General features: G+C 60.0%; 18 protein-coding genes. All 18 read left to right on the plus strand.

All coding sequences use genetic code 11. From position 1 onward, the window contains the following. The first annotated feature begins 58 nt into the window (after positions 1–58). The 18 genes from ACEN83_RS20220 (at position 59) to ACEN83_RS20305 (ending at position 23089) form a co-directional block, all read left to right on the plus strand. Positions 59–1228, plus strand: a complete 1170-nt coding sequence (locus ACEN83_RS20220; RefSeq protein ID WP_007972092.1) for a ribosomal protein uL16 3-hydroxylase — start codon at positions 59–61, stop codon at positions 1226–1228. Then, positions 1221–1643 (plus strand): GNAT family N-acetyltransferase, encoded by a 423-nt coding sequence (locus ACEN83_RS20225; protein WP_033047574.1) that lies wholly within the window; start codon positions 1221–1223, stop codon positions 1641–1643. Before ACEN83_RS20220 ends, ACEN83_RS20225 begins: the two co-directional genes overlap by 8 nt. A 224-nt stretch (positions 1644–1867) precedes the next feature. Further along, positions 1868–2620 carry a secretin N-terminal domain-containing protein gene (locus tag ACEN83_RS20230; protein WP_495578222.1) on the plus strand — a complete coding sequence of 251 codons (753 nt, stop codon included), beginning with the start codon at positions 1868–1870 and terminating at the stop codon, positions 2618–2620. A gap of 473 nt (positions 2621–3093) precedes the next feature. Then, complete coding sequence (aceA, locus tag ACEN83_RS20235) at positions 3094–4419, plus strand: isocitrate lyase (protein WP_007970439.1); 1326 nt, start codon at positions 3094–3096, stop codon at positions 4417–4419. 633 nt (positions 4420–5052) lie between these two features. Beyond that, complete coding sequence (locus tag ACEN83_RS20240; protein ID WP_003223812.1) at positions 5053–5466, plus strand: NADH-quinone oxidoreductase subunit A; 414 nt, start codon at positions 5053–5055, stop codon at positions 5464–5466. Positions 5467–5476: 10 nt separating this feature from the next. Continuing rightward, positions 5477–6151, plus strand: coding sequence for a NuoB/complex I 20 kDa subunit family protein (locus ACEN83_RS20245; protein WP_007970441.1), 675 nt, complete (start codon positions 5477–5479; stop codon positions 6149–6151). Between the two features lie 72 nt (positions 6152–6223). Beyond that, on the plus strand, positions 6224–8008 hold the full coding sequence (gene nuoC / locus ACEN83_RS20250) for an NADH-quinone oxidoreductase subunit C/D (protein WP_495578223.1): 1785 nt from the start codon (positions 6224–6226) through the stop codon (positions 8006–8008). 2 nt (positions 8009–8010) lie between these two features. Beyond that, the gene (gene nuoE / locus ACEN83_RS20255) at positions 8011–8508 is read left to right on the plus strand and encodes an NADH-quinone oxidoreductase subunit NuoE (RefSeq protein ID WP_008020715.1); all 498 of its coding nucleotides are present in this window, start codon (positions 8011–8013) and stop codon (positions 8506–8508) included. Beyond that, the gene (gene nuoF, locus ACEN83_RS20260) at positions 8505–9860 is read left to right on the plus strand and encodes an NADH-quinone oxidoreductase subunit NuoF (RefSeq protein WP_495578224.1); all 1356 of its coding nucleotides are present in this window, start codon (positions 8505–8507) and stop codon (positions 9858–9860) included. The genes nuoE and nuoF overlap by 4 nt, the downstream gene beginning before the upstream one ends. A 136-nt stretch (positions 9861–9996) precedes the next feature. Then, a complete protein-coding gene (nuoG, locus tag ACEN83_RS20265; protein WP_495578225.1) occupies positions 9997–12711 on the plus strand; it encodes an NADH-quinone oxidoreductase subunit NuoG in 2715 nt (904 codons plus the stop codon). Beyond that, positions 12708–13715 carry an NADH-quinone oxidoreductase subunit NuoH gene (gene nuoH / locus ACEN83_RS20270; protein WP_116581352.1) on the plus strand — a complete coding sequence of 336 codons (1008 nt, stop codon included), beginning with the start codon at positions 12708–12710 and terminating at the stop codon, positions 13713–13715. The genes nuoG and nuoH overlap by 4 nt, the downstream gene beginning before the upstream one ends. A gap of 12 nt (positions 13716–13727) precedes the next feature. Further along, positions 13728–14273 carry an NADH-quinone oxidoreductase subunit NuoI gene (gene nuoI, locus ACEN83_RS20275; protein WP_007970449.1) on the plus strand — a complete coding sequence of 182 codons (546 nt, stop codon included), beginning with the start codon at positions 13728–13730 and terminating at the stop codon, positions 14271–14273. A gap of 9 nt (positions 14274–14282) precedes the next feature. After that, positions 14283–14786, plus strand: a complete 504-nt coding sequence (gene nuoJ, locus ACEN83_RS20280; RefSeq protein WP_103395473.1) for an NADH-quinone oxidoreductase subunit J — start codon at positions 14283–14285, stop codon at positions 14784–14786. Positions 14787–14788: 2 nt separating this feature from the next. Next, on the plus strand, positions 14789–15097 hold the full coding sequence (gene nuoK / locus ACEN83_RS20285; RefSeq protein ID WP_007946416.1) for an NADH-quinone oxidoreductase subunit NuoK: 309 nt from the start codon (positions 14789–14791) through the stop codon (positions 15095–15097). Further along, the gene (nuoL, locus tag ACEN83_RS20290; protein WP_116581350.1) at positions 15094–16947 is read left to right on the plus strand and encodes an NADH-quinone oxidoreductase subunit L; all 1854 of its coding nucleotides are present in this window, start codon (positions 15094–15096) and stop codon (positions 16945–16947) included. The genes nuoK and nuoL overlap by 4 nt, the downstream gene beginning before the upstream one ends. A gap of 39 nt (positions 16948–16986) precedes the next feature. Further along, positions 16987–18519 carry an NADH-quinone oxidoreductase subunit M gene (gene nuoM / locus ACEN83_RS20295; protein ID WP_007970452.1) on the plus strand — a complete coding sequence of 511 codons (1533 nt, stop codon included), beginning with the start codon at positions 16987–16989 and terminating at the stop codon, positions 18517–18519. Between the two features lie 7 nt (positions 18520–18526). Next, positions 18527–19990 carry an NADH-quinone oxidoreductase subunit NuoN gene (gene nuoN, locus ACEN83_RS20300; RefSeq protein WP_007970453.1) on the plus strand — a complete coding sequence of 488 codons (1464 nt, stop codon included), beginning with the start codon at positions 18527–18529 and terminating at the stop codon, positions 19988–19990. 399 nt (positions 19991–20389) lie between these two features. Further along, positions 20390–23089, plus strand: a complete 2700-nt coding sequence (locus ACEN83_RS20305; protein WP_495578226.1) for an RHS repeat domain-containing protein — start codon at positions 20390–20392, stop codon at positions 23087–23089. Positions 23090–23098 lie beyond the last annotated feature (9 nt).

Raw genomic sequence — 23098 nt, forward strand, 5'->3', positions numbered from 1 at the left:
GGCCGCGCCGGGCGTTTTTATTCCCGTCTAAAAAGTGCATTTTTTCAATAGGTTACACATGAATCCTGATATTCCTCTTCAACTTCTGGGCGGCATCACGGCACGGGAATTCCTGCGCGATTACTGGCAGAAAAAGCCGCTGCTGATCCGCCAGGCGATTCCTGATTTCGAAAGCCCGATCGACGCCGACGAACTGGCCGGCCTGGCGCTGGAAGAAGAAGTCGAATCACGCCTGATCATCGAGAATGGCGAGCGTCCATGGGAACTGCGTCGCGGCCCGTTCGCCGAAGATGAATTCAGCAAGCTGCCTGAGCGTGACTGGACCCTGCTGGTTCAGGCCGTGGATCAGTTCGTCCCGGAAGTCAGCGAACTGCTGGAAAACTTCCGCTTCCTGCCGAGCTGGCGCATCGACGACGTGATGATCAGCTACGCCGCGCCAGGCGGCAGCGTGGGTCCGCACTTCGACAACTACGACGTGTTCCTGCTGCAAGGCCACGGCAAGCGCAACTGGAAGATCGGCCAGATGTGCAACACCGAGAGCCCGATGCTGGCCCACGCCGACCTGCGCATCCTCTCCGAATTCGAAGCCACCGATGAATGGGTGCTGGAACCGGGCGACATGCTCTACCTGCCGCCGCGCCTGGCGCACTGTGGCGTCGCCGTGGATGACTGCATGACCTACTCGGTGGGCTTCCGCGCGCCGAGCGCCGCTGAAGTGCTGACCCACTTCACCGACTTCCTCAGCCAGTTCCTGTCGGACGAAGAACGCTACACCGACGCCGACGCCTTGCCGACTGCCGATCCTCACCAGATCCAGCGCGATGCACTCGACCGCCTCAAAGGCCTGCTGGCTGAGCACATGAGCGACGAGCGCCTGCTGCTGACCTGGTTCGGCCAGTTCATGACCGAGCCTCGCTACCCGGAACTGGTGGTGGGTCCGGAAGACGTCGAAGAAGAGGACTTCATGTCCGCCCTGGAGCAAGGCGCGATCCTGATTCGCAACCCGAGCGCGCGCCTGGCATGGTCCGAAGTCGATGACGACCTGCTGCTGTTCGCCAGCGGCCAGAGCCGTTACCTGCCGGGCAAACTGCGCGAACTGCTGAAGATGATCTGCGCCGCCGACGCCCTGCACGCCGACAACCTCGGCGAATGGCTGAGCGATGAAGACGGCCGCGGCCTGCTGTGCGAACTGGTCAAGCAAGGAAGCCTGGGGTTTGCCGATGAATAAGATTCACGTACGTGTCGCAGACTGGCAAAAGGACAACGCCGAGATCCGGCGCATTCGTGAAGCGGTGTTCGTCGCCGAGCAATCCGTTCCGCCAGAACTGGAATGGGACGCCGATGACATTGATGCCGTGCATTTCCTTGCTTACGAAGGCGACTTTCCGATTGGTACCGCGCGCCTGCTGCCCGATGGACACGTCGGCCGGGTGTCGGTACTCAAGGACTGGCGCGGGCTGAAAGTCGGCGACGCGCTGATGCAAGCGGTCATTGGTGAAGCCGAAGAGCGCGGACTCAAGCAGCAGATGCTCAGCGCCCAGGTACAAGCCACGGCGTTCTATGAGCGCCTGGGCTTTCACATGGTCAGTGAGGAGTTCCTGGAAGCCGGGATTCCGCATGTGGACATGGTTCGGCACAGTTAAGCCTTCTCCTGTAGGAGCTGCCGCAGGCTGCGATCTTTATAGGCAGCACACCACAAAACGCCCCGACATCACACGATACCGGGGCGTTTTGCTGTCTACCATTCAACTTGCCCCATCCCGGGCCGACAAAGTGGCACTATCAGTAAAAACCCAAGGGTAAGATCAAAAGATCGCAGCCTTCGGCAGCTCCTACGGGCTTTGTTTATTTGGCGGAGATAACGGATATGTCCCTACGCACCCTGCTCACCACACTGCTGCTGGGCTGCATTTTTTCGGTGATGGCAGCCACAGAAATCGTCCCCCTCAAGTACCACACCAGTGCCGATCTTCTGCCGGTGGCGCAGGATTTCGTCGGTAAGGACGGACAGGTCAGCGCCTACGGCAATCAACTCATCGTCAACGCTGATCAGCGCAAGATCGACGAACTTAAAGCCCTTCTTTCCCAACTCGACACGGCACCCAAGCGCCTGCTGATCACCGTCGACACCAGTGACAACAACTTCCAGGATGACCAGGGTTCTTCAGCCAACGGCGCCAGGACCCGCATCATCAACTACAGCACCGACAGCCGCGACGGCGGCATTCAGCAGGTTCAGGCCAGCGAAGGCGCACCGGCGCTGATCCAGGTCGGCCAAAGCGTGCCACTGACCAGTTCGCAGACCGATGGCTATGGCGACCTGCGCAGCCAGACCGAATACCGCAACGTCACCCAGGGCTTTTATGTCACCGCAAACGTCACCGGCGACATCGTTCACCTCTCGATCAGTACCAACCGTGACCGCATGAGCCAGGAGCGTCCCGATGTAGTGAACGTGCAAAGCACCGACACAACCGTCACCGGCCACCTCGGTGAGTGGATCCTGCTGGCCGGGGTCAATGGCCAGACCCAGGCCGACAAACAGGGCCAGACCCGCAGCTACTCAACCCAGAGCCGCAACGACATGACTTTGCGGGTGAAAGTCGACACCCTGGACTAAATCACCAAAAACTGACTGACGAGTCGTATTAGACCAAAGATGTAGTGCTTGAAAAAAAGCACTACAAAACGTTTGACGAGCCAAAAAAGCGAAGGCATGATGGCCTCGCTCCCGCTAATCAGGGGCCCTGGCAAGGGCCTTCGAGGCGATGTTCGCACCTACCCCGCGAACCGCTTCGTGTCTGTACCGCCCACAAGGTGTGTTTGACGAGGTTGTCGACTGGAACGAAGTTGTCCCGAGGGACGGAAGCGTAATAGGTAACCCGGCACCACACTGATGTTCGTACCAAGGCCCACGACGCCCGAATGCGCCCGCAGTTCGCCTTTACCTGCTCACTTCCCCTCGAGCCCATCGTTCATCCCGTCGCCCTCCCCGCCGAATCCGACTTGTCCGCTTAAGCTTCTGGTCAGCGAGCGCAGGAATTTTCCACCGCAGAACAACTTTTCATAAAGACGCGACGAGGTTTATCTCCCATGGCACTGACACGCGAACAGCAAATTGCAGCCCTCGAAAAAGACTGGGCTGAAAACCCGCGCTGGAAAGGCGTGACACGCACTTACTCCGCTGCTGACGTCGTCCGCCTGCGTGGCTCGGTTCAACCTGAGCACACCTTTGCAAAAATGGGCGCCGAGAAGCTGTGGAACCTGGTCACCCAGGGTGCCAAGCCAGCCTTCCGTCCTGAGAAAGATTTCGTCAACTGCATGGGCGCCCTGACCGGCGGCCAGGCTGTACAGCAAGTCAAAGCCGGTATCCAGGCGATCTACCTGTCGGGCTGGCAGGTTGCTGCGGACAACAACTCCGCCGAATCGATGTACCCGGACCAGTCGCTGTACCCGGTGGACTCGGTTCCAACCGTGGTCAAGCGCATCAACAACTCGTTCCGTCGTGCCGACCAGATCCAGTGGAAAGCCGGCAAGAACCCGGGCGACGCTGGCTACATCGACTACTTCGCACCGATCGTGGCTGACGCCGAAGCCGGTTTCGGCGGCGTACTGAACGCCTACGAGCTGATGAAGAGCATGATCGAAGCAGGCGCCGCCGGCGTTCACTTCGAAGACCAACTGGCTTCCGTGAAGAAATGCGGCCACATGGGCGGCAAGGTACTGGTTCCTACCCAGGAAGCCGTACAGAAGCTGACCGCTGCCCGCCTGGCAGCTGACGTCGCCGGTACTCCGACCATCATCCTGGCCCGTACCGACGCCAACGCCGCTGACCTGCTGACGTCCGACTGCGACCCGTACGACCAGCCATTCGTGACTGGCGAACGTACCCAGGAAGGCTTCTACAAAGTGCGCGCCGGTCTGGACCAGGCCATCGCTCGCGGCCTGGCCTACGCTCCGTACGCCGACCTGATCTGGTGCGAAACCGCCAAGCCGGACCTGGACGAGGCTCGTCGCTTCGCTGAAGCGATCAAGAAGGAATACCCGGACCAACTGCTGTCGTACAACTGCTCGCCTTCCTTCAACTGGAAGAAAAACCTGGACGACGCGACCATCGCCAAGTTCCAGCGCGAACTGTCCGCCATGGGCTACAAGCACCAGTTCATCACCCTGGCCGGCATTCACAACATGTGGCACAGCATGTTCAACCTGGCGCACGACTACGCCCGCAACGACATGACTGCCTACGTGAAGCTGCAAGAGCAGGAGTTCGCCGACGCCGCCAAAGGCTACACCTTCGTGGCTCACCAGCAGGAAGTGGGCACCGGCTACTTCGACGACATGACCACCGTGATCCAGGGCGGCTCGTCTTCGGTTACCGCACTGACCGGTTCGACTGAAGAAGAACAGTTCCACTGATCGGCTTCTTGAGTAAACAGCCGCCGCGGACCGGATAGAAAGCTAACCGCAGCGCTGCACATCTGACGCCCCGACTGGTTCGGGGCGTTTTTTTGCCTGCGATTCAACAACCTCCGCGCCCCCCTGTAGGAGCTGCCGCAGGCTGCGATCTTTTGATCTTGTTTTTTAAAAATCAAAATCAAAAGATCGCAGCCTGCGGCAGCTCCTACAAGGCCCGGTGGCAGGCGGGCAAAACATTGATCCAGAGCGCTATCGCTGTCAGAAAAATCCGCTAAAACGCTCACCGCCGCTACTTGCAGTAACGCCCATATAAGACAACTTCCCGAACACCTGAAGGACAAGCAGTTTAAAAATCAAGCCAAACAATATTGATTATCATTCAGATGCAACTATGTTCGTTACATTCCCTACAAAACATAATTGACGAAATGTCGGCTAATGCCCGTAACGCATGGGCTGCAGGGCCTTTATGGCTCGCTATGTCCTTATTCCTATAAATAATTTCGCTATAGGAATTTTACTTGCCGGGTGTTTAGCCATAAAATCAGCGGGATTGATTGCTGCGACATATCGTCACTGCTTTTGTTTCTTTTCAAGCTCAGAGACCTTTGCTCTCTGTTAAGGATTACCAGCATGCCCGAAGCGACAGGACTCATGGCCCACAACTGGGGCTTTGCCATTTTCCTTCTAGGCGTCGTCGGCCTCTGCGCCTTCATGCTGGGCGTCTCCAGCCTCCTCGGGTCAAAAGCCTGGGGCCGCAGCAAAAACGAACCGTTCGAGTCCGGCATGCTACCTACAGGTGGCGCCCGCTTGCGGCTCTCAGCCAAATTCTATCTGGTCGCGATGCTTTTCGTGATCTTCGATATCGAAGCCCTCTTTCTCTTTGCATGGTCTGTGTCCGTCCGCGAAAGCGGCTGGACCGGATTCGTCGAAGCTCTCGTTTTCATAGCAATTCTGTTGGCAGGCCTTGTCTACCTATTCCGAGTGGGCGCCCTTGACTGGGCTCCGGAAGCTCGGCGCAAGCGGCAAGCGAAGCTGAAACAATGAGGCTTTGGCAATGCAATACAATCTCACCAGGATCGACCCCGATGCTCCTAACGAGCAGTATCCGATTGGCCAACGGGAAACCGTTTCCGATCCGTTAGAAGATCAAGTCCACAAAAACATTTTCATGGGCAAGCTCGAAGACGTGCTCAACGGCACGATCAACTGGGGGCGCAAGAACTCCCTGTGGCCGTATAACTTCGGTCTTTCGTGCTGCTACGTGGAAATGACCACCGCCTTCACGGCGCCCCACGACATCGCGCGCTTTGGCGCCGAGGTTATCCGGGCATCGCCGCGCCAGGCGGATTTCATGGTTATCGCCGGTACCTGCTTCATCAAGATGGCGCCGATCATTCAGCGTCTCTACGAGCAAATGCTCGAGCCTAAATGGGTCATTTCCATGGGTTCGTGCGCCAACTCCGGTGGCATGTACGACATCTACTCCGTCGTTCAAGGGGTGGACAAGTTCCTGCCCGTGGACGTCTACGTGCCTGGCTGCCCGCCCCGCCCTGAAGCTTTCCTGCAAGGCCTGATGCTGTTGCAGGAGTCGATTGGCCAGGAGCGTCGCCCACTTTCCTGGGTCGTTGGCGATCAAGGCGTGTATCGCGCCGAGATGCCTTCCGAGAAGGAAAAGCGCCGCGAACAGCGTATTCAGGTAACCAACCTGCGCAGCCCCGACGAAGTCTGATCCAGATCTGCTGTTTCAAAGAAACGAGAAGCTGGCTTCATTCTTTACGTTGACCGAAAGCGATAAATAACCATGACTACAGGCAGTGCTCTGTACATCCCGCCTTACAAGGCAGACGACCAGGATGTGGTCGTCGAACTGAACAACCGTTTTGGCCCGGAGGCGTTCACCGCCCAGCCTACCCGCACCGGCATGCCGGTGCTTTGGGTTGCCCGTGCCAGACTCGTCGAAGTCCTGACGTTCCTGCGTAACCTGCCCAAGCCGTACGTCATGCTCTATGACCTGCACGGCGTGGACGAGCGTCTGCGCACCAAGCGTCAAGGGCTGCCAAGCGGCGCCGACTTCTCCGTGTTCTACCACTTGATGTCGATCGAACGTAATAGTGACGTAATGATCAAGGTCGCCTTGTCCGAGAGCGACCTCAGCTTGCCGACCGTCACCAGCATCTGGCCGAACGCCAACTGGTACGAGCGTGAAGTCTGGGACATGTACGGCATCGACTTCAAAGGCCACCCGCACCTGTCGCGCATCATGATGCCGCCGACCTGGGAAGGTCACCCGCTGCGCAAGGACTTCCCGGCGCGCGCCACCGAGTTCGACCCGTTCACCCTGAACCTGGCCAAGCAGCAGCTCGAAGAAGAGTCCGCGCGCTTCAAGCCGGAAGACTGGGGCATGAAGCGCTCCGGCCCGAACGAGGACTACATGTTCCTCAACCTCGGCCCGAACCACCCTTCGGCGCACGGTGCATTCCGCATCATCCTGCAACTGGACGGTGAAGAGATCGTCGATTGCGTACCGGACATCGGCTACCACCACCGTGGCGCCGAGAAGATGGCCGAGCGTCAGTCGTGGCACAGCTTCATCCCGTACACCGACCGTATCGATTACCTCGGCGGCGTGATGAACAACCTGCCGTACGTGCTCTCGGTCGAGAAGCTGGCCGGCATCAAGGTGCCCGAGAAGGTCGACGTCATCCGCATCATGATGGCCGAGTTCTTCCGGATCACCAGCCACCTGCTGTTCCTGGGTACCTACATCCAGGACGTCGGCGCCATGACCCCGGTGTTCTTCACCTTCACCGACCGCCAGCGCGCGTACACGGTGATCGAAGCCATTACCGGTTTCCGCCTGCACCCGGCCTGGTACCGCATCGGTGGCGTCGCCCACGACCTGCCGCGCGGCTGGGAAAAGCTGGTCAAGGACTTCGTCGAGTGGATGCCCAAGCGTCTGGACGAATACCAGAAAGCCGCCCTGGACAACAGCATCCTGCGTGGCCGGACCATCGGCGTTGCCGACTACAACACCAAAGAGGCCCTGGAATGGGGCGTCACCGGTGCCGGCCTGCGTTCGACCGGTTGCGATTTCGACCTGCGTAAAGCGCGCCCGTACTCGGGCTACGAGAACTTCGAATTCGAAGTGCCGCTGGCCGCCAACGGCGATGCCTACGACCGCTGCATCGTGCGCGTCGAGGAGATGCGCCAGAGCATCAGGATCATCGACCAGTGCCTGCGCAACATGCCGGAAGGCCCGTACAAGGCGGATCACCCGCTGACCACGCCGCCGCCGAAAGAGCGCACCCTGCAGCACATCGAAACCCTGATCACGCACTTCCTGCAGGTTTCGTGGGGCCCGGTCATGCCGGCCAACGAATCCTTCCAGATGATCGAAGCGACCAAGGGCATCAACAGTTATTACCTGACGAGCGATGGCGGCACCATGAGCTACCGCACCCGGATTCGTACCCCAAGTTTCCCGCACCTGCAGCAGATCCCTTCGGTGATCAAAGGCAGCATGGTCGCGGACTTGATCGCGTACCTGGGTAGTATCGATTTCGTTATGGCCGACGTGGACCGCTAAGCATGAACAGCACGCTTATCCAGACAGACCGTTTCACCTTGAGTGAAACCGAGCGCTCGGCCATCGAGCACGAGCTGCATCACTACGAAGACCCGCGCGCGGCGTCGATCGAAGCCCTGAAGATCGTCCAGAAGGAACGTGGCTGGGTGCCGGACGGCGCCCTGTACGCCATTGGCGAGATCCTCGGCATCCCGGCCAGCGATGTTGAAGGCGTGGCGACGTTCTACAGCCAGATCTTCCGTCAGCCGGTCGGCCGTCACATCATTCGCGTCTGCGACAGCATGGTCTGCTACATCGGCGGCCACGAGTCCGTGGTCAGCGAAATCCAGAGCAAGCTCGGCATCGGCCTGGGTCAGACCACCGCCGACGGTCGTTTCACCCTGCTGCCGGTCTGCTGCCTCGGCAACTGCGACAAGGCGCCGGCGCTGATGATCGACGACGACACGTTCGGTGATGTGCAGCCAGCAGGCGTTGCCAAATTGCTCGAGGGCTACGTATGACCCTGACTTCCTTCGGTCCAGCCAACCGCATCAAGCGTTCGGCCGAGACTCACCCGCTCACCTGGCGTCTGCGCGATGACGGCGAAGCCGTATGGCTCGACGAGTACCAGGCCAAGAACGGTTACGCCGCAGCGCGCAAGGCCTTCGCCGACATGGCCCAGGACGACATCGTCCAGACCGTGAAAGATTCCGGCCTCAAGGGTCGCGGCGGTGCAGGCTTCCCCACTGGCGTGAAGTGGGGCCTGATGCCCAAGGACGAATCCATCAACATCCGCTACCTGCTGTGCAACGCGGATGAAATGGAGCCGAACACCTGGAAAGACCGCATGCTGATGGAGCAACTGCCCCATCTGCTGATCGAAGGCATGCTGATCAGCGCCCGCGCGCTGAAAACCTACCGCGGCTACATCTTCCTGCGTGGCGAGTACACCACCGCCGCCAAGCACCTGAACCGTGCCGTGGAAGAAGCCAAGGCAGCAGGCCTTTTGGGCAAGAACATCCTGGGCAGCGGTTTCGATTTCGAGCTGTTCGTCCACACCGGTGCCGGGCGTTACATCTGCGGTGAAGAAACCGCACTGATCAACTCCCTCGAAGGCCGCCGCGCCAACCCGCGCTCCAAGCCGCCCTTCCCTGCCGCCGTTGGCGTGTGGGGCAAGCCGACTTGCGTGAACAACGTCGAGACCCTGTGCAACGTGCCGGCGATCATTGCCGACGGCGTGGACTGGTACAAATCGTTGGCCCGTGAAGGTAGCGAAGACATGGGCACCAAGCTCATGGGCTTCTCCGGCAAGGTCAAGAACCCGGGCCTGTGGGAATTGCCGTTCGGCGTCACCGGTCGCGAGCTGTTCGAAGACTACGCCGGTGGCATGCGCGACGGTTACAAGCTCAAGGCCTGGCAGCCTGGCGGCGCCGGTACCGGCTTCCTGTTGCCGGAACACCTGGACGCGCAAATGTACGCCGGCGGCATCGCCAAAGTGGGCACCCGCATGGGTACCGGCCTGGCCATGGCGGTGGACGACAGCGTCAACATGGTGTCCCTGCTGCGCAACATGGAGCAGTTCTTCGCCCGCGAATCCTGTGGCTTCTGCACCCCGTGCCGCGATGGCTTGCCATGGAGCGTCAAGCTCCTGATGGCCATCGAGAACGGTGAAGGCCAGCCAGGCGACATCGAGACCCTGCTGGGTCTGGTCGGTTTCCTCGGCCCGGGCAAGACCTTCTGTGCTCACGCACCGGGCGCCGTGGAGCCGTTGGGCAGCGCAATCAAATACTTCCGTCCAGAGTTCGAAGCCGGTATCGCGCCTGTCAGCGCCGCCGTCCCGCCTCTGGCAAGGCCGATCGTAGTCGGCGCGTAACCGCTTAAAAAGGCGAAGGGTCCGTGCCCTTCGCTTTTCGTGTGATGACGCCGTAAGCGGCTGTGTTGATTCACACGGATAACAAGATTCCATTAGCCACGCCCGCTGACACCGGGCCAACGAAGAACTTTGAACCATGGCCACTATCCACGTAGACGGCAAAGCGCTCGAAGTCGATGGGGCAGACAACCTGTTACAGGCATGTCTGTCTCTGGGCCTCGATATTCCGTATTTCTGCTGGCACCCTGCCCTGGGCAGCGTTGGCGCTTGCCGCCAGTGCGCGGTCAAGCAGTACACCGACGAGAACGACACCCGCGGTCGTATCGTCATGTCCTGCATGACCCCTGCCACCGACAACACCTGGATCTCCATCGATGATGAAGAATCCAAGGCTTTCCGCGCCAGTGTTGTTGAATGGCTGATGACCAACCACCCTCACGACTGCCCGGTCTGTGAAGAAGGCGGTCACTGCCACCTGCAAGACATGACGGTAATGACCGGCCACAACGAGCGCCGTTACCGCTTCACCAAGCGTACCCACCAGAACCAGCAACTGGGCCCGTTCATTTCCCACGAAATGAACCGCTGCATCGCTTGCTACCGCTGCGTGCGCTTCTATAAGGACTACGCCGGCGGCACCGATCTGGGTGTGTTCGGCGCCCACGACAACGTGTACTTCGGTCGCGTTGAAGACGGCACCCTGGAAAGCGAGTTCTCCGGCAACCTCACCGAGGTCTGCCCGACCGGTGTGTTCACCGACAAGACTCACTCCGAGCGCTACAACCGCAAGTGGGACATGCAGTTCTCGCCGAGCATCTGCCATGGCTGCTCCAGCGGTTGCAACATTTCCCCGGGCGAACGTTACGGTGAACTGCGCCGCATCGAAAACCGTTTCAACGGTTCGGTGAACCAGTACTTCCTGTGCGACCGTGGCCGTTTCGGCTATGGCTACGTCAACCGCGAAGACCGTCCACGTCAGCCGCTGCTGGCCAACGGCACCAAGCTGAGTCTCGACGAAGCGCTGGATAAAGCCGCCGACCTGCTGCGCGGTCGCAACATCGTCGGTATCGGTTCGCCACGCGCCAGCCTCGAAAGCAACTACGCGTTGCGCGAACTGGTCGGCGCCGAGCACTTCTACTCGGGTATCGAAGCGTCCGAACTGGAGCGCATCCGCCTGGTCCTGCAAGTGCTCAAGGACAGCCCGCTGCCAGTGCCGAACATGCGCGACATCGAAGACCACGACGCCGTGTTCGTCCTCGGTGAAGACCTGACCCAGACGGCTGCGCGCATGGCCCTGTCCCTGCGTCAATCGGTCAAGGGCAAGGCCGAAGACATGGCCGACGCCATGCGCGTCCAGCCCTGGCTCGACGCCGCGGTGAAGAACATCGGCCAGCACGCGCTGAACCCGCTGTTCATCGCCAGCCTGGCTGAAACCAAGCTCGACGACATCGCCGAAGAGTGCGTTCACGCCGCTCCCGACGATCTGGCCCGCATCGGTTTCGCCGTGGCCCATGCCCTCGACGCCAGCGCGCCTGCCGTTGAAGGCTTGGACGCTGAAGCCCTCGAACTGGCCAAGCGCATCGCCGACGCCCTGCTCGCGGCCAAGCGCCCACTGATCATCGCCGGTACTTCCCTGGGCTCCAAAGCCCTGATCGAAGCTGCCGCGAACATCGCCAAGGCCCTGAAGCTGCGCGAGAAGAACGGCTCCATCAGCCTGATCGTGCCGGAGGCCAACAGCCTCGGCCTGGCCATGCTCGGTGGCGAATCGGTCGACGCCGCGCTGCAAGCCGTGATCGACGGCAAGGCTGACGCCATCGTCGTACTGGAAAACGATCTGTACACCCGTACCGACAAAGCCCGTGTCGATGCCGCCCTGACTGCCGCAAAAGTGGTGATCGTGGCCGACCATCAGAAGACTGCCACCAGCGATCGCGCGCACCTGGTCCTGCCAGCCGCCAGCTTCGCTGAAGGCGACGGTACCCTGGTCAGCCAGGAAGGCCGCGCCCAGCGCTTCTTCCAGGTCTTCGATCCGAAGTACATGGACGCGAGCATCCTGGTTCACGAAGGCTGGCGCTGGCTGCATGCCCTGCGCGCCACCCTGCTGAACCAGCCGATCGACTGGACCCAGCTGGACCACGTCACCGCCGCTGTCGCTTCCAGCACACCGGTCCTGAACCGCATTGTCGACGCCGCACCGTCCGCCGCGTTCCGCATCAAGGGCATGAAACTGGCCCGTGAACCGCTGCGCTACTCCGGTCGTACCGCCATGCGCGCCGACATCAGCGTGCACGAACCGCGTACCCCGCAGGACAAGGACACCGCGTTCGCCTTCTCCATGGAAGGTTACTCGGGTTCGGCCGAACCGCGTCAGCAAGTGCCATTCGCCTGGTCTCCGGGCTGGAACTCGCCGCAAGCCTGGAACAAGTTCCAGGACGAAGTCGGTGGTCACATCCGCGCTGGCGACCCGGGCACCCGCCTGATCGAAAGCACCGGTGATTCGCTGAACTGGTTCGCCAGCGTTCCGCGCGCGTTCAACCCGGCTCCAGGCACCTGGCAGGTCGTGCCGTTCTTCCACCTGTTCGGCAGCGAAGAGAACTCTTCGAAAGCCGCTCCGGTCCAGGAACGCATTCCGGCGGCCTACGTCGCACTGGCCAAGTCCGAAGCCGACCGCCTGGGCGTCAACGACGGTGCCATGCTGAGCCTGAACGTGGCCGGCCAGACCCTGCGTCTGCCACTGCGCATCAATGAAGAACTGGGCGCAGGCCTGGTGGCCTTGCCTGCGGGCATCGCCGGCATTCCGCCAGCAATCTTTGGCAAATCCGTTGACGGTCTGCAGGAGGCAGCTCAATGACCTGGTTCACTCCTGAAGTGATCGACGTGATCATCGCGGTCCTCAAGGCCGTGGTGATTCTGCTCGCCGTGGTGATCTGCGGCGCCCTGCTCAGCTGGGTCGAGCGTCGCTTGCTCGCCCTCTGGCAGGACCGTTACGGTCCGAACCGCGTCGGCCCGTTCGGCGCGTTCCAGATCGCTGCCGACATGATCAAGATGTTCTTCAAGGAAGACTGGACGCCTCCATTCGCCGACAAGATGATCTTCACCCTGGCACCGGTCGTGGCCATGAGCGCCCTGCTGATTGCCTTCGCGATCATCCCGATCACCCCGACCTGGGGCGTGGCGGACATCAACATCGGCATCCTGTTCTTCTTCGCCATGGCCGGCCTCTCGGTCTACGCGGTGCTGTTCGCCGGCTGGTCGAGCAACAACAAGTTCGCCCTGCTGGGCAGCTTGCGTGCCTCGGCGCAAACCGTGTCGTACGAAGTGTTCATGGGCCTGTCGCTGATGGGCATCGTGATCCAGGTCGGCTCGTTCAACATGCGCGACATCGTTGAATATCAGGCGCAGAACCTGTGGTTCATCATTCCGCAGATCTTCGGGTTCCTGACCTTCTTCATCGCTGGCGTGGCCGTGACTCACCGTCACCCGTTCGACCAGCCGGAAGCGGAACAGGAACTGGCCGACGGTTACCACATTGAATACGCCGGCATGAAATGGGGCATGTTCTTCGTCGGCGAGTACATCGGCATCGTGTTGATTTCGGCGCTGCTGGTGACCTTGTTCTTCGGTGGCTGGCACGGTCCGTTCGGTCTCCTGCCGCAGATCCCGTTCATCTGGTTCGCACTGAAAACCGCGTTCTTCATCATGATGTTCATCCTGCTGCGCGCGTCGATTCCGCGCCCACGGTATGACCAGGTGATGGATTTCAGCTGGAAGTTCTGCCTGCCGCTGACCCTCGTCAACATGCTGGTGACCGCTGCGATCGTGTTGCTCAACACGCCCGCCGTCGCGGCTCAGTGAGGATAGAGAATCATGAAGTACATATTTGACATCGTGCATGGCTTCTACACCCAGCTTCGCAGCCTGGTGATGATTTTCGGCCACGCCTTCCGCAAGCGCGACACGCTGCAGTACCCGGAAGAACCGGTCTACCTGCCGCCGCGCTACCGTGGACGCATCGTCCTGACCCGTGACCCCGATGGCGAAGAGCGTTGCGTAGCCTGCAACCTGTGCGCCGTGGCCTGCCCGGTCGGTTGCATCTCGCTGCAGAAAGCTGAAACCGAAGACGGTCGCTGGTACCCGGACTTCTTCCGCATCAACTTCTCGCGCTGCATTTTCTGTGGCCTCTGCGAGGAAGCCTGCCCGACCACCGCGATCCAGCTGACACCGGATTTCGAGATGGCCGAGTTCAAACGTCAGGACCTGGTTTACGAGAAAGAAGATCTGCTGATCTCCGGCCCCGGCAAAAACCCTGATTACAACTTCTATCGTGTTGCAGGTATGGCGATTGCCGGGAAGCCGAAAGGCTCCGCGCAGAACGAAGCCGAACCGATCAACGTGAAGAGCTTGCTGCCTTAAGGAAGAAAGATGGAATTCGCTTTCTATTTCGCATCGGGTATCGCTGTGGTGTCCACGCTTCGCGTGATCACCAACACCAACCCTGTGCACGCCCTGCTCTACCTGATCATTTCGCTGATCGCCGTGGCCATGACGTTCTTCGCCCTCGGCGCACCGTTTGCCGGTGTCCTGGAAGTGATCGCCTACGCTGGCGCCATCATGGTGCTGTTCGTGTTCGTGGTGATGATGCTGAACCTGGGCCCCGCCTCGGTTCAGCAAGAGCGCGTCTGGCTCAAGCCCGGCATCTGGGGCGGCCCGGTCCTCCTCGCCGCGCTGCTGCTGGTGGAACTGCTGTACGTGCTGTTCTCCCACCAGAGCGGCCAGGCCGTCGGCCACACCACCGTAGACGCCAAGGCCGTGGGCATCAGCCTGTTCGGTCCTTACCTGCTGGTGGTCGAACTCGCCTCGATGCTGCTGCTCGCTGCAGCCGTCACGGCGTTCCACTTGGGCCGCAACGAAGCCAAGGAGCAATGACGATGCCTGCTATCCCCATGGAGCATGGTCTGGCGGTCGCCGGCATCCTGTTCTGCCTCGGCCTGGTCGGCCTGATGGTCCGCCGCAACATCCTTTTCGTGCTGATGAGCCTGGAGGTCATGATGAATGCCTCCGCCCTGGCGTTCATCGTTGCCGGTAGCCGCTGGGCGCAGCCGGATGGACAGATCATGTTCATCCTGGTGATCAGCCTGGCAGCCGCCGAGGCCAGTATCGGCCTGGCGATCCTGCTGCAACTGTATCGCCGCTTCCACACGCTCGATATCGACGCTGCCAGTGAGATGCGCGGATGAACCTTCTCTATCTGACTTTCGTATTCCCTCTCATCGGTTTCCTGCTGTTGTCGTTCTCCCGTGGACGCATCTCGGAAAACCTGGCCGCGCTGATTGGCGTCGGCTCCATCGGTCTGTCGGCGATCGTTACCGCCTACGTGATCTGGCAATTCAACGTCGCCCCGCCGGAAGGCGGCCACTACACCCAGGTGTTGTGGCAGTGGATGGCGGTGGAAGGCTTCACGCCTAACTTCGCCCTGTACCTGGACGGCCTGTCCGTGACCATGCTCGGTGTGGTCGTCGGCGTCGGCTTCCTGATCCACCTTTTCGCGTCCTGGTACATGCGCGGTGAAGCCGGTTACTCGCGTTTCTTCGCCTACACCAACCTGTTCATCGCCAGCATGCTGTTCCTCGTGCTGGGCGATAACCTGTTGTTCCTGTACTTCGGCTGGGAAGGCGTGGGCCTGTGCTCGTACCTGTTGATCGGTTTCTACTACAGCAACCGCAACAACGGTAACGCCGCACTCAAAGCCTTCATCGTGACCCGCATCGGTGACGTGTTCATGGCCATCGGCCTGTTCATTCTGTTTGCCCAACTGGGCACGCTGAACGTTCAGGAACTGCTGGTGCTGGCACCGCAGAAATTCCAGGCCGGCGACTTCTGGATGGTCATGGCCACCCTGATGCTGCTGGGCGGCGCTGTCGGTAAATCCGCGCAACTGCCACTGCAAACCTGGCTGGCGGACGCGATGGCCGGTCCTACTCCGGTTTCGGCACTGATCCACGCCGCAACCATGGTGACCGCCGGTGTCTACCTGATCGCCCGTACCCACGGCCTGTTCACCCTGGCGCCGGAAATCCTGCACCTGGTAGGCATTGTCGGTGGCGTGACCCTGGTCCTGGCTGGTTTTGCAGCCCTGGTTCAGACCGACATCAAGCGTATCCTCGCCTACTCGACCATGAGCCAGATCGGCTACATGTTCCTGGCCCTGGGCGTCGGTGCCTGGGATGGCGCGATCTTCCACCTGATGACCCACGCCTTCTTCAAGGCCCTGCTGTTCCTTGCATCCGGTGCGGTGATCGTTGCCTGCCACCACGAGCAGGACATCTTCAAGATGGGCGGCCTGTGGAAGAAACTGCCACTGGCCTACGCAAGCTTCATCGTCGGCGGCGCGGCCCTGGCGGCCCTGCCACTGGTCACCGCGGGCTTCTACTCCAAGGACGAAATCCTCTGGGAAGCGTTTGCCAGCGGTAACGAAGGTCTGCTGTATGCAGGTCTGGTCGGTGCGTTCATGACTTCGCTGTACACCTTCCGCCTGATCTTCATCGCGTTCCACGGTGAAGCGAAGACCGAAGCCCACGCCGGTCACGGCATTGCCCACTGGCTGCCACTGTCGGTACTGATCGTGCTGTCGACCTTCGTCGGCGCCATGATCGTTCCGCCACTGCACGGCGTGCTGCCTGAGAGCGTCGGCCATGCCGGCGGCGAAGCCAAGCACAGCCTGGAAATCGCTTCGGGCGCCATCGCCCTGGCCGGTATCCTGCTGTCCGCGCTGCTGTTCCTCGGCAAGCGTCGCTTCGTGACGGCCATCGCCAACAGCGGCATCGGCCGTGTCCTTTCGGCCTGGTGGTTCGCTGCCTGGGGCTTCGACTGGATCTACGACAAACTGTTCGTCAAGCCGTACCTGGCGATCAGCCACATCCTGCGCAAAGACCCGCTCGACCAGACCATAGGTCTGATCCCGCGCATGGCCAAAGGCGGTCACACCGCCCTGAGCCGTACCGAGACCGGTCAACTGCGTTGGTATGCCGCCTCGATGGCTGCTGGTGCCGTGCTGGTCATCGGCGCCGTCGTGCTGGTAGCGGTCTGATATGAACCTTGCGAATTTGCGAAAGGAAACGAACCCGTCATGATTCTGCCTTGGCTAATCCTGATCCCCTTCATCGGCGGCCTGCTGTGCTGGATGGGTGAGCGCTTCGGCGCCACCCTCCCCCGCTGGATTGCGCTGATCACCATGTCCCTGCTGCTCTCCCTCGGCCTCTGGCTGTGGGCCAACGGTGACTATTCATTTGCTCCGGCACCGGGTGCCGATCCGACCTGGGCGCTTGAGTTCAAGCATGTCTGGATCCAGCGCTTCGGCATCAACGTGCACCTGGCCCTCGACGGCCTGTCGCTGTTGATGATCATGCTGACCGGCCTGCTGGGTGTCCTCTCGGTACTCTGCTCGTGGAAAGAGATCCAGCGTCACGTGGGCTTCTTCCACCTGAACCTGATGTGGATCCTGGGCGGTGTCGTCGGCGTGTTCCTCGCCCTCGACCTGTTCATGTTCTTCTTCTTCTGGGAAATGATGCTGGTGCCGATGTACTTCCTCATCGCGCTCTGGGGTCACAGTTCTTCGGACGGCAAGAAAACCCGGATCTACGCGGCGACCAAGTTCTTCATCTTCACTCAGGCTTCCGGCCTGATCATGCTGGTGGCGATCCTGGGCCTGGTACTGGTCAACTTCAACGACACCGGCGTGATCACCTTCAACTACGCCGACCTGTTGAAGACCAAGATGTCGACGACCACCGAGTACATCCTGATGCTCGGCTTCTTCATCGCCTTCGCGGTCAAGCTGCCAGTCGTACCGTTCCACTCCTGGCTGCCTGACGCTCACGCCCAGGCACCGACCGCCGGTTCCGTCGACCTCGCCGGTATCTTGCTGAAGACTGCGGCCTACGGCCTGCTGCGTTTCGCCTTGCCACTGTTCCCGAATGCCTCGGCCGAGTTTGCGCCGATCGCCATGACCCTGGGTCTGATCGGGATCTTCTACGGTGCGTTCCTGGCGTTCGCGCAAACCGACATCAAGCGACTGATCGCCTTCTCGTCCGTTTCCCACATGGGTTTCGTACTGATCGGCATCTACTCCGGCAGCCAACTGGCGCTGCAGGGCGCGGTGATGCAGATGCTGGCCCACGGTCTGTCGGCGGCGGCACTCTTTATCCTGAGCGGCCAGCTGTACGAACGCACTCACACCCGCGACATGCGTGAAATGGGTGGCCTGTGGTCGAAGATTGCCTACCTGCCGGCCCTCAGCCTGTTCTTCGCGGCGGCGTCCCTGGGCCTGCCGGGTACCGGTAACTTCGTCGGTGAGTTCCTGATCCTGATCGGCACTTTCCCGATCGCCCCATGGGTCACCATCATCGCCACGTCCGGCCTGGTGTTCGGTTCGGTCTATTCGCTGATCATGATCCATCGCGCCTACTTCGGCCCGGCCAAGTCGGACGCGGTGCTGCATGGCATGGACGGTCGCGAAATGATCATGGTGGTCGGCCTGGCAGCACTGCTGATCTACATCGGCGTGTACCCGCAACCGTTCCTCGATACCTCTGCCGCTACGATGCATGGCGTGCAGCAGTGGCTCGGCACCGCCTTCACTCAACTCGCTTCGGCCCGGTAAGAGCGCTATGGAATTCACGACTCAACACTTTATCGCGCTAGCGCCGCTGTTGATTACCAGCGCCACGATCATCGTGGTGATGCTGGCGATCGCCTGGCGCCGCAACCACTCCCAGACCTTCCTGCTGTCGGTGGCCGGTCTGAACCTGGCATTGCTGTCGATCCTGCCTGCCTTGAAAGTCGCGCCCCTGGCCGTGACCCCATTGCTGCAGATCGACACCTTCGCCTGCCTGTACATGGCGCTGATCCTGGTCGCCACCCTCGCCTGTGTGACCCTCGCCCACGCCTACCTCGGCGATGGCGGTTCGGGTTACCCGGGCAACCGTGAAGAACTGTACCTGCTGATCCTGATGGCCGCCGCCGGTGGCCTGGTGCTGGTCAGCGCGCAGCACCTGGCCGGGTTGTTCGTCGGTCTGGAACTGCTGTCGGTACCGGTCTACGGTCTGGTGGCCTATGCCTTCTTCAACAAGCGCTCGCTGGAAGCCGGCATCAAGTACATGGTGCTGTCGGCGGCCGGCTCGGCGTTCCTGTTGTTCGGTATGGCCCTGCTCTACGCTGACGCCGGTTCCCTGAGCTTCGTCGGTATCGGCCAAGCGTTGGCGGCTACCGGCCTGCCAAGCTCGCTGGCACAACTGGGCCTGGGCATGATGCTGATCGGCCTGGCATTCAAGCTGTCGCTGGTGCCGTTCCACCTCTGGACCCCGGACGTCTATGAAGGTGCTCCGGCGCCGGTTGCAGCGTTCCTGGCCACCGCGTCGAAAGTGGCGGTGTTCGCGGTGATGGTGCGTCTGTTCCAGATCTCGCCAGCGGCGAGCAGCGGTGTGCTGAGCAACGTGCTGACCATCATCGCCATCGCGTCGATCCTGTTCGGTAACCTGCTGGCCCTGACTCAGAGCAACCTCAAGCGTCTGCTGGGTTACTCGTCCATCGCCCACTTCGGCTACCTGCTGATCGCCCTGGTGGCGAGCAAGGGTCTGGCCGTGGAAGCCATCGGCGTGTACCTGGTCACCTACGTGATCACCAGCCTCGGCGCCTTCGGCGTGATCACCCTGATGTCCTCGCCGTACAACGGCCGTGACGCGGATGCCCTGTACGAATACCGCGGCCTGTTCTGGCGCCGTCCGTACCTGACTGCCGTACTGACCGTGATGATGCTGTCCCTGGCCGGTATCCCGCTGACCGCCGGCTTCATCGGCAAGTTCTACATCATCGCCACCGGCGTCGAGTCGCATCAGTGGTGGCTGGTCGCCTCCCTGGTACTGGGCAGCGCCATCGGCGTGTTCTATTACCTGCGTGTGATGGTCACCCTGTACCTGATCGAACCGAACCTGCGTCGCCACGATGCGCAACTGCACTGGGAACAACGTGCAGGCGGCGTGATGCTGCTGGCCATCGCGGTACTCGCGTTCTTCCTCGGCCTGTACCCACAACCTCTGCTGAACCTGGTTCAACAGTCGGGTCTGGCGGGTTGATCGCTTAGACGATACTCGGCAACAAACGGAAACGGCACCTTCGGGTGCCGTTTTTGCGTTTTTGGGGGGGCAAAGTCAAAAGATCGCAGCCTGCGGCAGCTCCTACATTGGGGAGGTGTACAGCCTGTAGGAGCTGCCGCAGGCTGCGATCTTTTGATCTTAATGCTCTACCCTTTTCAGGAAGCAGCCTATGCGACGGCTGGTGATGGCTGACAAGTTTTCGGGTACCGTTTTTGCGTTTTTGGACTTGTTACTGCCCTACCCTCTTGAGTCCACCCACAAACCACTCGAATTAGTTCGGTCTAAAAAGTTGATCGGACTGTCATCTCTGACAGCTTACCCCGTGCTTGTTTAATTGCTAGTTTGAGTCGTGCCATAGACTTGATCTGGAACTGGCGCATGAATTCAAGTATCGACTCGCGAACCCCACACATCGCGGTCACTGACAGCCGTGGTTTGCCGGTGCGTCAGGTTGCCTACTGGCGCCAGGACACCAGCGAGTGCGAGGCTCGGGTCACTGTGCAGCAGTATGACGTCGCCGGACGGCTGGTGACACAGCGGGATCCGCGACGATCGACAGACGCCTCTGCTCCCGCCAACCTCTCCACGACGTACTCCCTGTCCGGCCGGGTATTTAGCACGATCAGCGTCGATGCAGGGTGGCATGTCAGCTTGTTGAGTTCGTCGGATCGGCCCGAGCACAGTTGGGATAGCCGGGGCAGTCAGCGCTGGGCTGACTACGACGAGCAAATGCGAACGCTGGCGGTGTTCGAGCAGACGGCTGATGGCCAGCCGTTGTGTACCGAGCGATGTGGTTATGGCGGAGCTGACCCAGCATTCGCCGAGCGCAACCAGTGTGGGCGACTGATTCGTCACGATGATCCGGCAGGCACGCAGCTATTTTCGGCATTCGGATTGACCGGAGGGGTTTCAGAGCTGACTCGATATTTTCTGTGCTCTGTGGAACTCCCCGACTGGCCCCAGTTTGTGACCGAGCGCGACAAGTTGCTTGAGTCCGGCCAAGGGGCCACGAGCCGCTCACACTTCAACTCGTTGGGCGAAATCATTGAGCAGACCGACGCCAAAGGCCACCGACAGATTCTTGGCCAAACCCTCGAAGGCCAATTGCGCGAGGTTAGCCTGCAATTGGCGAAGGAGACCGAGCCGAAAATCCTGGTCAGTGCCATCCAGTACAACGCCCATTCTCAGACGGTCCAGGAAATAGCTGGCAACGGCGCAATCACCACGCTGCAATACGCGCCTGACAGCGGCCGCCTGATTCGGCTTCAAACCAAACGGAGCAACGGCGTTCTGCAAGACTTGCATTATGCCTACGACCCGGTAGGCAATGTGCTCAGCATCGAAGACGCTGCCCTGCCGATTCGCTACTTCGCCAATCAGCGGGTCGAACCGATCAACCACTATCTGTATGACAGCCTCTATCAGTTGATAAAGGCGACGGGGTGGGAGTCTGGTAGACCCAATCAGGGCCCGCAGGTATTGGTGTTCGACGATCCAGCACCGTGCGCCAATTACACCCAGACCTACCGCTACGACCGGGGTGGCAATCTACTGGAATTAACTCACCAAGGTGCGCAAAACCACGGCCATCGCCTGGTTGCAGCCACGCAGAGCAACCGTTGTTTACCAGTGCGCAATGGTGTGGAACCGACCGAGGAAGACTTTCGCAACAACTTCGATGCCAACGGAAATATGCTGAACCTGCAACCCGGACAATCTCTGCGTTGGGACCTGCGCAACCAATTGCGCGAAGTCCGGCCAGTTGAGCGAGCCTCTGGTCCTGACGATAGCGAGCGCTACATTTATGGCGCCGATGGAATGCGTATGCGTAAAGTCCGGCAGATGCAAACCAATACCCGAACGCTGTTCTCTGAAGTCCGTTATCTTCCAAATCTGGAAATCCGCACCCATAGCGGTACGGGGGACGTGTTGCAGGTGATCAGCGTTCAGGCCGGACGCAGCACCGTGCGGGTCCTGCACTGGGAATCCGAGCCACCCAAAGATACTCCCAACGATCAATATCGTTACAGCCTCAATGATCATCTGGGTTCCTGCGCCTTGGAGCTCGACAGTTCAGGTTACGTGATCAGCCAGGAGCGGTATCACCCCTTTGGCACAACTGCGTGGTTCGCCGGATGCGGGGACGTCGAGGCGAGTCATAAAACAGTGCGGTATTCGGGGAAAGAGCGGGATGCAACGGGGCTTTATTACTTTGGTTGCAGGTATTACGTGGCGTGGTTGCAGCGTTGGCTCAATCCGGATCCGGCGGGGACGGAGGATGGATTGAATTTGTTTGCTATCGTGAAAAACAATCCGATCACTTACTTCGATGTTGATGGGCGAGTACGCGAGGGGGTTAATAGAGAGCATCTGAAAGAAGAGGCCTTTGAGTACTTGCCTCCGTCGTTATCAGGAACACCGTCTTCAGCAAACATTGTTAGTACCGACAGCCAACAACTCAATTCCCCTGATACGCCTCCTAGCCCTCCAGAAAGCACCAGCAATACGGATCCTTTTGACGAATTAATGGAAAAGCTTCATCTGGCACCTGAAAAAACCGGGAGTAGATTCATTTCTGTTGCAGAGGATATTGGTGGTCGTACCCGTATAGCGGGAGGCGGCGAAGGGGAAATCTACGAGAGTTCTGATGGAAAACATGTTTACAAGAAGTTCAAGGGCATGAATCAGGAAACCAGCATTCCCCGTTCTATCGAGTCCGAAGCAAAGAGTTTTAACGCTTATTACGGAGCCGGATCCGCAACAGCACTCCTGGAGGACAATCAGGTGTATCTCAAGATGATCAAACTGGATGGCATCCCCCTCAACGAGATTCAAAAAGGTTCTATACCGCAGCACGCCGCCAGGGCTTTGCTAGATATGTTCGATGAAATGGAGGAAAAAGATCTGTTCCACAAGGATGTGCAAGGCATAAATTTTCTTTATTCCAAGAGGGACTATAAAGTTTATCCCGTGGACATGGCGGCGGATCCGTACGAGCTAGCCCAGTACTCAATCGACGTATACGACAGGAATAAAATAAAACTGCTTACAGAATTTGCAAGTAACGTACAACGCTGATTTTTACCT

The sequence above is a fragment of the Pseudomonas sp. Pseusp49 genome, from assembly GCF_059491875.1.